Raw genomic sequence first — 12,823 nt, 5'->3', positions numbered from 1 at the left:
ATTATAATTTATATTATGGTATAATAATCAATAGAAAACTTTAGGAGGATTTATGATATCTGCAAATGATTTAAGAAAAGGTGTTACTTTTGTATATGATAATGATGTATATCAAGTAATTGATTTCCAACACGTTAAACCAGGAAAGGGTGCAGCTTTTGTACGTGCAAAAATAAGATCAGTTATGGGTGGTGGAACAAAAGATGTAACATTTAACCCTAATGAAAAATTTGAAAATGCTGTAATATCTACAAAAGAAATGCAATATTTATACAATGATGGTCAATTATATTATTTCATGGACCCAGAAAGTTTTGAACAAATTGGCATTGAATATGAAGCAGTAGAAGAGGCTATTAAATATGTAAAAGAAAATGATAATGTTCAAATCAAATTCTACGAGGGTAAACCATTTAGTGTTGATGCACCAAATTTTGTAGAACTAGTAGTTACTGAAACAGAACCAGGTATAAAAGGAGATACAGCTACTAATGTAACAAAACCAGCAACAGTAGAAACAGGGGCTGTTATAAATGTTCCAGTGTTTGTTAATGAAGGTGACACTATAAAAATTGATACAAGAACTGGAGATTACTTATCCAGAGTTTAAGGAGATACTAATGGCTAATACATTTAGAAATGGTCAAGTAAAAATTGCCAATGACATCTTAGACCAACTTGCTATTAGAGCAAGTGAAGAGGTTAATGGAGTTTATGGTATAAATTCAGATCAAAATAAGCATAATCAGAAAGCTAATAGCCCAAAGGCTGTAGTTAATAATTATGATGGGAGACTTCATATTGACCTTACAGTTAATCTTGATAAAAATGTAAATGTTAGAAAAACTGTAAAAAATATCCAAGAAAATGTTATTAGAGTTATAGAATCTATGACAGGAATAGAAGTAGCTAGAGTAAATGTATCTATACCAAAGATTGAGATCTAATGAAAAGAAGTGAACAAAGAGAATGGGTCTTTAAATTAATCTATGAAGATAGTATCAACAGAATAGAAGATGTTGAAAAGACCCTTGAAAATCATGATTTAACAGGTGAAGAATTTATCAAGGAATCCATAATTTCCTATAATGAAAATTACGAAGCTATAGAGGAAACATTAAAAAATACTTTGAATAATAGATATAAACGATTATCAAGAGTAGAAAAGGCAATATTGTTTTTAAGTATAAATGAGATGAGATATATGGACATACCAGTATCTGTTTCTATAAATGAAGCTGTAGAATTAACTAAAATTTACTCAGATGAAAAAGACTATCAGATGATAAATTCAGTTTTAGGAAAGATTGTAAGATCCTAATGATAAAAGCGCTTTCTGTAAAACAGTTTAATGAATATTTCAAAACAAATATTAAGCATGATCCAATACTATCAAGGGTTTATATTAAAGGAAGTTTAGCAAATATTAGATATAGTCACAATCACTTATATTTTTCCCTTAAAGAAGATAGTGATGTAATTGATTGTGTTATTTATTACTATGAAGATAAGGATATAGAATTTTCTTTTAACGAAGGTATCGATGTAATCGTTAAAGGAAATTTATTTTTAAATAATTACTCGTCAAAAATTGTTATTGTAACAAGTAATATAGAAGAAGTTGGTTTATCAGAAGAGTATGCTGAGTTTCTTAAAATGAAAAAGGATTTTAAAGAGCGCGGCTATTTTGATTTTGAAAATAAGAAAGCAATACCTACTTTTCCTAAAAAGATAGGTTTAATCACATCAAAAGACGGAGCTGCTATAGTAGATTTTTTATCGGTTATTAATCAAAAGCCAAACGATATAAGTATTAAATTAGCTGCTGTAAAAGTCCAAGGTAGCCAGTCAATTGAGTTAATAGTCGATGCTATAAAAAAACTTGACGATCTTAAATTAGATGTAATAGTTATAACACGTGGTGGTGGATCTAGTGAAGATTTAGGAGCTTTCAATAATAAGGAGATTATAGAAACAGTATATCAGGCAAACACTCCAGTTATTTCAGCTATAGGTCATAAGATAGATACAACTTTGTTAGATTTAGTAGCAGATTTATCTTTACAAACTCCTACAGAAGCAGGTTCTTATATAATTGCAAACTATTCTAATATTGAAAAAGAAAGCGAAAAAATTCTTGATTCTATGAGAGATATTATAAGAAATCAAATTAATATAAATGAATTAAGATTAAATGCAATAGAAAAGAATATAAAGGTTTTAAATCCAGAGTTAAAAGTAGATGATAAGCTTAGGGATATAGATAATCTTAAAAATAACTTAGACAAAATCTTGTTATCTAACTATAAAGATATGGAAACTAAACTTGACTTTACTGAAAAGAGATTGAAGCTCATTAAGAACTTAATTGAAACTAAAAAGAAGAGCATTATTATTAAGGATATTTCTGGAAATAAAATATTTAGCAAATATTCTCTTGAAACTGGTAATTTAGTAGAAATAGAATTTAGCGATGGAAGGATAAAGGCTATTATTAGCGATGGATAAGTCATTTGAAGATAATTATAAAAAAATGGAAGAGCTTTTAGAAGATCTTGAAGAAAACAAAGATAATTTAGATGAGAGCATTAGAATTTATCAACAAGCTAATGAACTTTATAAACAACTTAAGGATCAACTTGGTGAGTATAAAGCTAAAGTTGAAGTGATTACAGGCAATGAATAGTACCGAATTTAAAGAAATTTTAGCAGAAAATAAAAAATTAATAGATTCTATAGTTAGCCAAACTTTTGATAAGTCATATAGGTTATATGAGCCTTTGGTCTATGCTCTTGATTCTGGAAAAAGAATTAGAGCGAATTTATATTTAGAAACTTTAAGAATGTTAGGGAAAAGTCCAACTAGTGATGATATATTATTTGCCCTAAGTCTTGAGATGATCCATGCATATTCCTTAGTACATGATGATTTACCAGCTATGGATGATGATAATGTTAGGCGTGGCAAAGCATCGTTACATATAAAGTTTGGTGAAGACATAGGAATTTTAACAGGGGATGCTCTTTTAAATGAGGCTTCAACTCTTTTATTTGAGCTATCTCTAAAAGATAGTTCATACATAAAAGCAAGTAAATATCTATTTGATCATACTGGATATAAGGGAATGATAGAAGGACAAGTTCTAGATCTTAGAAGAGATAATATTTATGATAAGTCTTACTTATTAAATGTTTATGATAAGAAAACAGCTGATTTATTCAAGGCCTCTATAGTAGGTGCTGGTCTTGTATGTAATTTAGCTGATGAAAAGATTGTTAAACTTTGTGATTATGCTTATAATTTAGGACTTGCCTATCAAATTCAGGATGATTTATTAGAAGATGCTTATAAAGATGAATTAAATATCCTAAATATTATGAATAATGATGAAGCTAGAGAACTTTTAGATAAAATTAACTTATTTGCAAAAAATACTATAAAAGAATTTTCTGATAATGATTTTCTTTTATATCTAATAGATTATCTATCAGTACGTGAAGATTGAGGATTAATTATGAAAAAATATACTAGACAAAGACTAATTCTTGATATTATTCAAAATAACGAAGTGAAAACTCAAAGTCAACTTTCTGAAATGCTCAGAGATCATGGGGTAAATGCAACACAAGCTACAATTTCTAGAGACATCAAGGAACTTAGAATTTCAAAAGTTCAGGCAGATGATTATGAGTATAAATATACGGTTGTAGATACAGTTTATGATACACTTAATGAAAGAATGGAGAAGATTTTTAAGGAGTCTGTATTATCAGTAGAGAAATCTGCTCAACTATGTGTCATAAAAACTATTTCATATTGTGCAACAGTTTGTGGCCAATACATAACAAACTCTAAGCTTAAAAACATTGGTGGAATAGTAACAGGCATTGATACAATATTTATAACACCTAAAGATTTTGAAAAATTAGATGAATTAATAGAAGATATAAGAGGTATGGTCAGATAATGCTAGCCGAGCTCTTTATTGATAACTTTGTTATTATTAAAAGAAATCACATATATTTTGAAGATGGTTTTAATGTATTAACGGGAGAAACTGGTTCAGGAAAATCTCTTATACTTGAAGCCATTAATTTATTATTAGGGAAAAGAGCTGACAAGGATATAGTAGGCAGATTTGCAGAAAAAACATTAATAGAAGGAGTTTTTAAGCTTAATCCTAAAACTAAAAGAATACTTGAAAACAATAATGTAGTATTTGATGAAGATGATAATAAACTAATTGTAAGTAGAACTATATCAAAAAAATCATCAACACTAAGGATTAACGGTAGGATAGCAAATCTTACGATATTAAGAGAAATTTCACCGATTTTATTAGATATATATAATCAAGGAGACTCTAATGCCTTTATGAATAAGGCGAATTACATTTATTTTATAGATAACTATTCTAATGATAAAAAAACTCAAGATTTAAAAAAGATGGTCAAAGCTTTAGTGAATCAAAAAAATGATTATTTAGTCAAGTATAATAATCTAAATCTATCTGAAGAGGAGATTCAAAGAGAGAGAGATCTCATAAAGTATCAAATAGATGAGATTGAACAGGTTGATTTACTTTCTGTAAATGAAGAAGATATAGACGAAGAATACAAGAAACTTAATAATATTAATGCTTTAAGAGAATCCATTGAAACAGCAAAAGGAATAATAGATAATAGTGATTATGATGTAAATTCTATATCTAATATGATAAGCACCAGTATGAGTGAATTATCTTCTTACTCAAATTTTGATCAAAAAGTTAGTGAGTTTTATGATAGGTTATCTGCCATAAATGATGAACTAAATGATATATATTCTGATATGGATATCTATGAGGAAACTTTAGTAGGAGATCCAGAACGCAGTCAAGAATTAGAAGATTTGATGGAGCATATTTTTAATCTTAAACGCAAGTATGGTGCAACAATTGATGATATAATGACATATTATGATACGATTTCGAAAAGAAGTAAGGAACTTGACGAAATTGAAGATCTAAGAGATAATTTGGATAATATTTTAAGCGATCTTGATAAAAAATTAGAAGAAAATGCTAATAAACTTCATGAAATTAGGGTAAATAAAAGTAAAATTATAGAAGAAAAGATTAATAAATCTATAAAAGATCTAAATATCAAAAATGGACTTTTTAAAATAGAATTCAACAAAAAAGATGCTGTAGATACTACAGGAATTGATGAAGTAGATTTTCTCATAAGAACTAACAAGGGAGAGGCATTAAAATCCCTTACAAAGACAGCATCGGGTGGTGAAATATCTAGAATTATGCTAGCATTTAAAGAAATATTTGCTGACTTTGATAATGTTGATACTATGATATTTGATGAAATAGACACTGGTATTTCTGGTAGGACAGCACAAATAGTTGGAGAGAAGATTCTTGACTTATCTAAGAGAAGACAAGTGATATCGATAAGCCACTTACCACAAATAGCTTCTCTTGCTAGTAACCATATACTTATATCAAAAAGAGATGTGGGAGATTATACAATATCTTCTACTGAAAAAATTGAAGAAGATAATCGTACTAACGAAATTGCTAGATTAATTGGTGGTGTAAATATTACTGATATTACTATAAATTCAGCAAGTGAAATGTTAACTATGGCGGAGGAATTAAGAAATGAGCGAAGATAAATTTTACGAAACATCTATAAAGTCGGATACAATATATGATGGCAAAATTTTAAAACTTAGAGTTGATACTGTAGAGCTTCAAAATAAAAAATATTCCAAGAGAGAAATAGTTGACCACCAAAAAGGTGTTGGAATTATTGCTTATGATGGAGAAGATAAATTATGGATGGTAAGCCAATATAGAAAAGCAGTAGATCAAGTTATGCTTGAAATACCAGCAGGACTAATAGATGCTAATGAAACTCCAATTGAGACTGCCCGTCGTGAATTGCAAGAAGAAGTAGGATTTTACCCAGAAACTTGCGACTTTTTATTCACTATGCACTCATCACCTGGTTTTACTAATGATAAGCTTTCATTTTTCCTGGCAAAAGACTTAAGGGAATCAAAGCTTGATTTAGATGAAGATGAGGATTTAGAGGCAAAATCTTATCCGATAGATGAACTTTACAACAAAGTTTTAAATGGAGAAATAACTGATGCAAAAACTATAATTGCAATACAATATGCAGTTATGCATGAAAGCAAATGAATTTAAACATTGAACTAGAGGGCTATCAAGGCCCTTTTGATTTGTTATTAAAACTTATTGAAAAACAAAAGATTGATATTTATGATATAAAGCTTGAAGATATTACTAATGATTACCTGCTAGAGATAGAAAAGCTTGATACTTCTTTAGAGGATATTTCAAGCTTTATTTATATAGCTTCCATACTTTTAAGTATTAAATCTTCAAAGCTTTTACCAAAAGATGAAGATGATAATAACCTTGAAGAAGATTTATTAACATATCTAATAGAATACAAGAAAATAAAATCAGTTCAAGATGATTTTAAAAAACTAGAATTAGAAGCTAGGAAAATACATAGCAAATATGCTGAGGATCTTTCACAATTTGAAAGTGAAGAAGAATTCATCAGTAAAGATGTTGTTCTACTTGCTAGCCAATTTGAGAAGTTATTAAAAAAATTAGAAAAAGAAGAGGTACATAGAAATGTAATATCTCAAATAAAGACACCAGATGTCAATGATTATCTAAGTTCTTATAGAAAAGCTTTAGATATAAAAGGTGATTTAAGACTTGATTTGATTACAAATGAAATTCACAGTAAATCTGAATGTATAGCTAGTTTTTTGGCACTATTAGAATTATTTAAACTAAAAGAAATTTATTTAGAGCAAAAAGAAGGTAATAAGTTTCATATAAAAAAGAGGGGTCAGTCTATAAATGGATAATGCTTACCTAAAAGGAGTAATTGAAGAGATTTTTTATGTCTGGGGTGAACCGATAGATATAGAAGATTTATCTAAGATTATTGTAGATGCAAATAAAAATCAAATAAAAGCTGCTCTTTTGGAAATGATTGATGAAAGAGAAAACGGTGATAGTGGACTATTGATTAAGAAATTTAATAATTCCTATCAGTTTACAACTAGAGCTGAACATGATAAGTATTTTACTAATTTAATAAAATCATCAGAAAAAAAACTTTCCACATCAGCTTTAGAGACCCTATCAATTATTGCTTATAAGCAACCTATAACACGTGCTGAGATAGATAAGATAAGAGGGGTTAGATCCCAATCAACAATAGATAATCTATTGGATCGTGGTCTTATTAAAGAAAATGGTAGATTAGATAAGATAGGAAAGCCTATAATCTATATAACTACAGATTTATTTTTGAAATATTTCGATATAAAAGACTTATCAGAATTGCCAGAGATTAAGGAAGCAGAGGATAATCTATATGAGGATCAATAAATATATTGCAAAATCTGGTTACACATCTAGAAGAAAGGCTGATGAGCTTATTAATAGGGGAGAAGTTAAAATCAACGGAAATATATTAACTAAACTAGGCTATGATGTAGGTGATAATGATATAGTAAGCATTAATGGAAAAATATTAAAATTAGAAGATTATTTTTATTATAAATTAAATAAACCTATTGGATATATTACAAGCAATTTTGATCCGCATAATAGAAAAGACTTAAATAATTTAATGAATATTAATGAAAAATTTTTTGCAGCTGGAAGACTTGATAAGGATAGTCATGGACTTTTGATAATAACAAATGATGGTGACTTTAGTAACTGCCTAGTACATCCAAGTTTTAAGGTGGAGAAAGAATATATCGTAAGAGTTACAAAGTTGCTAACAAAACAACAATGCCAAGAATTTAAATCAGGACTTTATATAGGAAACGGTGAGTTTACTAATGAGTCTGATTTATATTTTATAGGAAATAATACTTATAAAGTTTTAATAAGTCAAGGCTATAATCGTCAAATAAGAAGAATGTTTGATGTTTTTGGATCAAAAGTAATAGATCTTAAAAGAGTTAGAATTGGATCTATAAAACTTACAGATTTAAAACTTGGCAATTATCAGAAATTTAATAAAAAAGATATGGAATTTGTTAATTTAATAAAGAAGTAGGTATATATTTCTTTTTTTATGGTAAAGTTTTTATAGCATATGAAAAAAATAGGAATAATAGGAGCAGGGGCCAGTGGTCTATATGCTGCTCTTAATTTAGCAAATGAGAGTACAGATATAACTCTACTTGAGAAAAATGATAGTATAGGTAAAAAGCTTTTGATGACTGGCAATGGTAGATGTAATATTACCAATGCAATGTTTTATGATGAATTTTTAGATAATATAGTTAGAAATAAGAAATTCATGTTTTCTTCATTTTCTATGCACGATAATTATTCAACTATGGACTTTTATCAAAGTCATGGCATAGAATTATTTACTGAAGAAAATGGAAGAGTATTTCCCAAAAGCCAAAGATCTTCAGATATAGTTAAATTTTTCGAAAAAGAATTAATGGAGAAAAATGTAAAACTTATTAGTGAAGCTAGGGTTGTAGATATTAAAAAAGATAAGATTTTTAAAGTTAGTACTGAAGATAGAACATATGAATTCGAATATCTTATAATAGCTACAGGAGCTCTTTCTTATCCAAATACTGGCTCTAGTGGAGATGGCTATATTTTTGCAAAAAATTTTGGACATAAGATAGATAAAACTTATCCATCGCTTGTACCCATATTTTTTAAGGACAAAGATTTAGATCATATCAAAGCTTTAAATTTAGATAATGTTAAGATAAGTGCAAAAACTAATGAGGGTGTGTTTAGTCAACATGGATCAGTATTGATAAGCAAAAACTTTTTGACTGGACCTGCTATTTTAAGCTTATCTTCTTTTATAGTTGATAAAAAAGTTTTTGAAGTAAGTATTGACTTGGTAGAAAAGAACTTTTACGATTTAGATTTAGAATTGATAGAAATATTTGATAAAAATCCAAATAAAGATATTTCAAATATTTTAAAAGGATTACTTGCTCAAGCTCTAATAAAGCCTATCTTATCTAGAGCAAGAATAAGAGACGATAAAAAGACAGGTCAGATTACTAAGGAAGAAAGGTTAACTATAATTGAAAATATAAAAGATTTTAGTCTATATTTTGATAAATTTGGTGGATATAATACTGCAACAATTACTCGTGGAGGGATTTGTGTAAAAGAAATAAACCCCAAGACAATGGAATCAAAATTAGTTCCTAATCTTTATTTTATAGGGGAAGTTTTAGATGTCGATGGCTTAACAGGTGGTTTTAATTTGCAAATAGCCTTTACTACTGGATTTGCTGCAGCAAAAGCAATTAAGGAGAAGATATGACTTATATTTTAGCAATAGATGGACCAAGTGGTTCAGGTAAGTCAACAATTTCTGTAAAATTAGCAGAGATATTAAAAATAGAATATTTAAACACAGGATCCATGTATAGGGCAGTTACTAAGTATTTTTTAGATAATAATATTAAAGAAGATGCTAGTGATTGCAAAATATCAGAAGTTTTAGATGACATTAATATAGATTTTATAGAAAATAACATCTATATTAATGGAGAAAATGTAGAAGGGGATATTAGAACTGACCTTGTCACAAAAAATGTATCTTGGGTTTCTGCCAATGGATTAGTTAGACAAAGACTAGTTGAAATGCAAAGAGAAATTGCTAATGAAAAATCCTTTGTTCTTGATGGAAGAGATATAGGTACAGTAGTATTTCCGAATGCAAAGTATAAATTTTATTTGACAGCAAATACTCATCAAAGAGCAATTAGGCGCTTTTTTCAAAATGAGTCAGGGCTTAGTATTGATGAATTAGAGCAAGCGATAATTCAAAGAGACTTGTATGATTCTACTCGCGCTATATCTCCTCTTAAAAAAGCAGATGATGCCATAGAAATAGATAATTCAAATCAGACAATTGAAGAAACTGTAAAAACTATATTAGATAATATGGAAAAAGATGATGTTGTATAGATTTTTAAGAGTATTTGTTAAGGTCTTTATAAGACCTCTATTTAGACTAGAGCTAAGAGGTACAGAAAACTTACCAGAAGATAATGGATTTATTTTATGTGCCAATCACTGGTCAAATTGGGATCCGGTATTTATTGCAATAATGATGACCTGGCCTATTAGATTTATGGGTAAAAAAGAACTATTTACTAATCCATTACTAGGAGGTTTTTTAAGAAAACTAGGTGTCTTTCCTATAAATAGAGAAGGTAGAGATTTAAAATCAATGAAATATGCTATTGGATTGGTTAATGATAATCAGACTCTAGGAATATTCCCAGAAGGCACTAGAGTAGATGAAATTTCACGTTCTAATCTCAAAGAAGGAGTATCATATATAGCACTAAAGGCAAAATGTGATTTAGTGCCAATAGAAATTATTTCATCATATAAGCCGTTCCAAAAAACAATTATAAAGATAAATAAACCAATAAAAATTGATCAATACCTATCCCTAAAATCAAAAGAAGCTATGAAAGATATTACTGATGAAATATATAAAGGGATATATCAATCTAGGTTAAGTTAGGAAGTGATATAAATGGAGATAATTATAGCAGATAATTCGGGCTTTTGTTTTGGAGTAAGTAGGTCGGTTGATCTAGCAAACGAAGCACTTGAAAGTAATAAAGAAAAATATACAGTAGGCCCCTTAATTCACAATCCGCAACTTGTAAAGTCTTATGAAAAACAAGGACTTAAGCTAATAACTAAGAAAAAAGCTCTAGATATCAAAGATTCGTTGATAGTTATAAGAGCCCATGGAGAAAGTGCAGACTTTAAAAAAGCGCTTATAGAAAATAATAATGAAATTCTAGATGCAACTTGTCCAGTCTTAAATAATATATATAAAAAGATAAGACAAAAAGAAGATGAAGGGTACCAAGTTGTAATAGTAGGTGATAGAGAGCATCCAGAGATAAAAGCTATGGACTCTTATTTAAAAAATGGTATAATAGTTACAGATGAGACTGAAGCAAAAAATGTTAAAAGTGAAAAACCTATCTATGTGGTAAGCCAAACTACAAATAGAAAGGATTTTTACTACAATATTGCAAATACGCTCAAAGGAAATAGTGGTAGTGTAGTAATAGAAAACACAATATGCAATGCTACAAAGCTTAGACAAGATTCTGCAAAAGACTTATCTAAAGAGGTAGATTGCATGATTGTAGTTGGTGGTTTTAATAGTTCTAATACTAACAAGCTATATCAAGTAGCAAGTAAGTATAATAAAAATGTTTTTAGGATTGAGACTGTTAAAGATCTACCTTTGCAAAAGCTCTCTGAATTTAATAAAATTGGAATAATCGCTGGTGCGTCAACACCTGATGAGATTATTGAGGAGGTAGTTAGAAAGATGGACGAATTTACAAAAGAAGATTTTATGAATAGTCTTGAAGATAGTTTAAAGAAAATCTATCCAAAAGATATTGTGACAGGAACAGTAATCGATGTGAAAGATGATGAGGTTTTTGTTGATATACAATATCGTGCAGACGGAATCATAAAACTTGACGAAATGACAGAAGAAGAAAGCGAAAATCCTAAAGATCATTTTGAAGTTGGAACTGATATTGATGTGTATGTTATCAAACTAGATGACGGTGAAGGTAATGTAGCATTATCAACAAGAAGAGTTCAAGGCATGAAAAGCTGGAAAGAACTTCTTAATAAATATGAAAATGATGAATTAGTAGAAGGTACAGTTTCAGGATTTAACAAAGGCGGACTTACAGTTGATGTTAATGGAATAAGCGGATTTATACCAGCTAGTCAAGTAGCTACATATTTTGTTAAAAACTTCAAGAAATTTGTTGGAGAAACTTGGGACCTTAAAATTGTTTCAATTGATGAACGTAAAAATAGATTAGTTTTATCTCGTAAAGATGTTCTTGAAGATGAGTTAGAAGATAGATGGGATGAACTTGAAGAAGGACAAGTAATCGAAGGAGAAGTTGCAAGACTTACAGACTTTGGTGCCTTTGTAGAAGTAAATGGTCTTGACGGATTATTACACGTATCTGATATTGCATGGACAAGAGTAGAAGTACCATCAGATGTTTTAAACGTTGGAGATAAAATCGAAGTTAAGATACTTAAACTTAACAAAGAGAAAAATAGAATCTCACTTGGTCGTAAACAACTATTAGATAAACCATTCGATTCATTTGTAAATGAACATGAAATTGGTGATATTGTAACAGGCAAGGTTGTTAATTTATTAGACTTTGGTGCTTTCGTAGAAGTTGCGGATGGTGTTGAAGGATTAGTTCATGTATCAGAGATTTCTTGGGATCACGTTGAAAAACCATCTGACGAATTAAACATTGGAGATGAAATTCAAGTTAAAATCATTTCCTTAGATAAAGAAGAAGAAAAAATTGGTTTATCAATCAAACAACTTGAAGAAGCTCCAGAAAGACCAGAAAGAAAACCAAGAAGAGAAAACAATAACAACAGAAGAAATGAAAATAGACAAAGAAGAAAATCTGAAAGAAATAATTCTCAAAACTTCAGTTCTGATGATGATTTAAATAATAATCTTGGTAATTTACTAGAACAAGCTTTATTCGAACAAGGTGGCGATCTAATTTCAGATGATTCTGAAGTTGACAATGTTATTGATGACTTTGATTCAGCAGAAAATACTGAGGAAAAAGTTGATGAAGATATAGTTACATTAGATTCTGAAGATGAAGATCAAGCAGCTAGTAATTCTGATGAAGAAGAAACAGAATATTAATATCTATAATAACAAA

16 protein-coding genes are annotated in these 12,823 nt (G+C 29.0%); all 16 read left to right on the top strand.

Translation table 11 applies throughout. The features are described from left to right. The first annotated feature begins 52 nt into the window (after nt 1-52). The 16 genes from efp to ABXG81_RS05770 are packed head-to-tail and all read left to right on the top strand — an operon-like array spanning nt 53 to nt 12,807. Nucleotides 53-610, top strand: a complete 558-nt coding sequence (efp, locus tag ABXG81_RS05845; RefSeq protein WP_117521373.1) for an elongation factor P — start codon at nt 53-55, stop codon at nt 608-610. Nucleotides 611-620: 10 nt separating this feature from the next. Continuing rightward, a complete protein-coding gene (locus ABXG81_RS05840; protein ID WP_117521375.1) occupies nt 621-947 on the top strand; it encodes an Asp23/Gls24 family envelope stress response protein in 327 nt (108 codons plus the stop codon). Further along, nucleotides 947-1,321 (top strand): transcription antitermination factor NusB, encoded by a 375-nt coding sequence (gene nusB, locus ABXG81_RS05835; protein ID WP_117521377.1) that lies wholly within the window; start codon nt 947-949, stop codon nt 1,319-1,321. Before ABXG81_RS05840 ends, nusB begins: the two co-directional genes overlap by 1 nt. Further along, on the top strand, nt 1,321-2,508 hold the full coding sequence (xseA, locus tag ABXG81_RS05830; protein WP_181965120.1) for an exodeoxyribonuclease VII large subunit: 1,188 nt from the start codon (nt 1,321-1,323) through the stop codon (nt 2,506-2,508). The genes nusB and xseA overlap by 1 nt, the downstream gene beginning before the upstream one ends. Next, nucleotides 2,501-2,686 carry an exodeoxyribonuclease VII small subunit gene (xseB, locus tag ABXG81_RS05825; RefSeq protein ID WP_117521379.1) on the top strand — a complete coding sequence of 62 codons (186 nt, stop codon included), beginning with the start codon at nt 2,501-2,503 and terminating at the stop codon, nt 2,684-2,686. Before xseA ends, xseB begins: the two co-directional genes overlap by 8 nt. Then, entirely contained in the window at nt 2,679-3,506 is an 828-nt protein-coding gene (locus tag ABXG81_RS05820) for a polyprenyl synthetase family protein (RefSeq protein WP_117521381.1), read from the top strand. Before xseB ends, ABXG81_RS05820 begins: the two co-directional genes overlap by 8 nt. A 9-nt stretch (nt 3,507-3,515) precedes the next feature. Continuing rightward, nucleotides 3,516-3,968 (top strand): arginine repressor, encoded by a 453-nt coding sequence (gene argR / locus ABXG81_RS05815; protein WP_117521383.1) that lies wholly within the window; start codon nt 3,516-3,518, stop codon nt 3,966-3,968. Then, the gene (gene recN, locus ABXG81_RS05810; RefSeq protein ID WP_316115937.1) at nt 3,968-5,668 is read left to right on the top strand and encodes a DNA repair protein RecN; all 1,701 of its coding nucleotides are present in this window, start codon (nt 3,968-3,970) and stop codon (nt 5,666-5,668) included. The genes argR and recN overlap by 1 nt, the downstream gene beginning before the upstream one ends. Next, a complete protein-coding gene (locus ABXG81_RS05805; RefSeq protein ID WP_117521387.1) occupies nt 5,655-6,200 on the top strand; it encodes an NUDIX hydrolase in 546 nt (181 codons plus the stop codon). Before recN ends, ABXG81_RS05805 begins: the two co-directional genes overlap by 14 nt. Then, nucleotides 6,197-6,907 (top strand): segregation/condensation protein A, encoded by a 711-nt coding sequence (locus ABXG81_RS05800; protein ID WP_353528505.1) that lies wholly within the window; start codon nt 6,197-6,199, stop codon nt 6,905-6,907. Before ABXG81_RS05805 ends, ABXG81_RS05800 begins: the two co-directional genes overlap by 4 nt. Continuing rightward, a complete protein-coding gene (scpB, locus tag ABXG81_RS05795) occupies nt 6,900-7,436 on the top strand; it encodes an SMC-Scp complex subunit ScpB (protein ID WP_117521391.1) in 537 nt (178 codons plus the stop codon). Before ABXG81_RS05800 ends, scpB begins: the two co-directional genes overlap by 8 nt. Next, nucleotides 7,423-8,118, top strand: a complete 696-nt coding sequence (locus ABXG81_RS05790) for a pseudouridine synthase (RefSeq protein WP_353528504.1) — start codon at nt 7,423-7,425, stop codon at nt 8,116-8,118. Before scpB ends, ABXG81_RS05790 begins: the two co-directional genes overlap by 14 nt. Before the next feature lie 39 nt (nt 8,119-8,157). After that, nucleotides 8,158-9,372, top strand: coding sequence for an NAD(P)/FAD-dependent oxidoreductase (locus ABXG81_RS05785; protein ID WP_353528503.1), 1,215 nt, complete (start codon nt 8,158-8,160; stop codon nt 9,370-9,372). After that, nucleotides 9,369-10,022: a (d)CMP kinase gene (gene cmk, locus ABXG81_RS05780; protein WP_316122151.1), complete on the top strand. Its 654-nt coding sequence runs from the start codon at nt 9,369-9,371 to the stop codon at nt 10,020-10,022. Before ABXG81_RS05785 ends, cmk begins: the two co-directional genes overlap by 4 nt. Next, complete coding sequence (locus ABXG81_RS05775; RefSeq protein ID WP_117521399.1) at nt 10,012-10,590, top strand: lysophospholipid acyltransferase family protein; 579 nt, start codon at nt 10,012-10,014, stop codon at nt 10,588-10,590. The genes cmk and ABXG81_RS05775 overlap by 11 nt, the downstream gene beginning before the upstream one ends. A 12-nt stretch (nt 10,591-10,602) precedes the next feature. Further along, nucleotides 10,603-12,807: a bifunctional 4-hydroxy-3-methylbut-2-enyl diphosphate reductase/30S ribosomal protein S1 gene (locus tag ABXG81_RS05770; RefSeq protein WP_117521401.1), complete on the top strand. Its 2,205-nt coding sequence runs from the start codon at nt 10,603-10,605 to the stop codon at nt 12,805-12,807. The last annotated feature ends 16 nt before the right edge of the window (nt 12,808-12,823 follow it).

This window comes from Anaerococcus nagyae (genome assembly GCF_040364225.1).
Lineage (GTDB): Bacteria > Bacillota > Clostridia > Tissierellales > Peptoniphilaceae > Anaerococcus > Anaerococcus nagyae.
This window is presented reverse-complemented; position numbering and strand designations above follow the sequence as displayed.

Bases quoted from the DNA above. Each gene is read 5' to 3' on its own strand.
- recN (WP_316115937.1), top strand. From the start codon at position 3,968: ATGCTAGCCGAGCTCTTTATTGATAACTTTGTTATTATTAAAAGAAAT.
- ABXG81_RS05790 (WP_353528504.1), top strand. From the start codon at position 7,423: ATGAGGATCAATAAATATATTGCAAAATCTGGTTACACATCTAGAAGA.
- xseB (WP_117521379.1), top strand. From the start codon at position 2,501: ATGGATAAGTCATTTGAAGATAATTATAAAAAAATGGAAGAGCTTTTA.
- cmk (WP_316122151.1), top strand. From the start codon at position 9,369: ATGACTTATATTTTAGCAATAGATGGACCAAGTGGTTCAGGTAAGTCA.
- ABXG81_RS05805 (WP_117521387.1), top strand. From the start codon at position 5,655: ATGAGCGAAGATAAATTTTACGAAACATCTATAAAGTCGGATACAATA.
- nusB (WP_117521377.1), top strand. From the start codon at position 947: ATGAAAAGAAGTGAACAAAGAGAATGGGTCTTTAAATTAATCTATGAA.
- ABXG81_RS05800 (WP_353528505.1), top strand. From the start codon at position 6,197: ATGAATTTAAACATTGAACTAGAGGGCTATCAAGGCCCTTTTGATTTG.
- ABXG81_RS05820 (WP_117521381.1), top strand. From the start codon at position 2,679: ATGAATAGTACCGAATTTAAAGAAATTTTAGCAGAAAATAAAAAATTA.
- xseA (WP_181965120.1), top strand. From the start codon at position 1,321: ATGATAAAAGCGCTTTCTGTAAAACAGTTTAATGAATATTTCAAAACA.
- efp (WP_117521373.1), top strand. From the start codon at position 53: ATGATATCTGCAAATGATTTAAGAAAAGGTGTTACTTTTGTATATGAT.
- ABXG81_RS05770 (WP_117521401.1), top strand. From the start codon at position 10,603: ATGGAGATAATTATAGCAGATAATTCGGGCTTTTGTTTTGGAGTAAGT.
- ABXG81_RS05775 (WP_117521399.1), top strand. From the start codon at position 10,012: ATGTTGTATAGATTTTTAAGAGTATTTGTTAAGGTCTTTATAAGACCT.
- ABXG81_RS05785 (WP_353528503.1), top strand. From the start codon at position 8,158: ATGAAAAAAATAGGAATAATAGGAGCAGGGGCCAGTGGTCTATATGCT.
- argR (WP_117521383.1), top strand. From the start codon at position 3,516: ATGAAAAAATATACTAGACAAAGACTAATTCTTGATATTATTCAAAAT.
- scpB (WP_117521391.1), top strand. From the start codon at position 6,900: ATGGATAATGCTTACCTAAAAGGAGTAATTGAAGAGATTTTTTATGTC.
- ABXG81_RS05840 (WP_117521375.1), top strand. From the start codon at position 621: ATGGCTAATACATTTAGAAATGGTCAAGTAAAAATTGCCAATGACATC.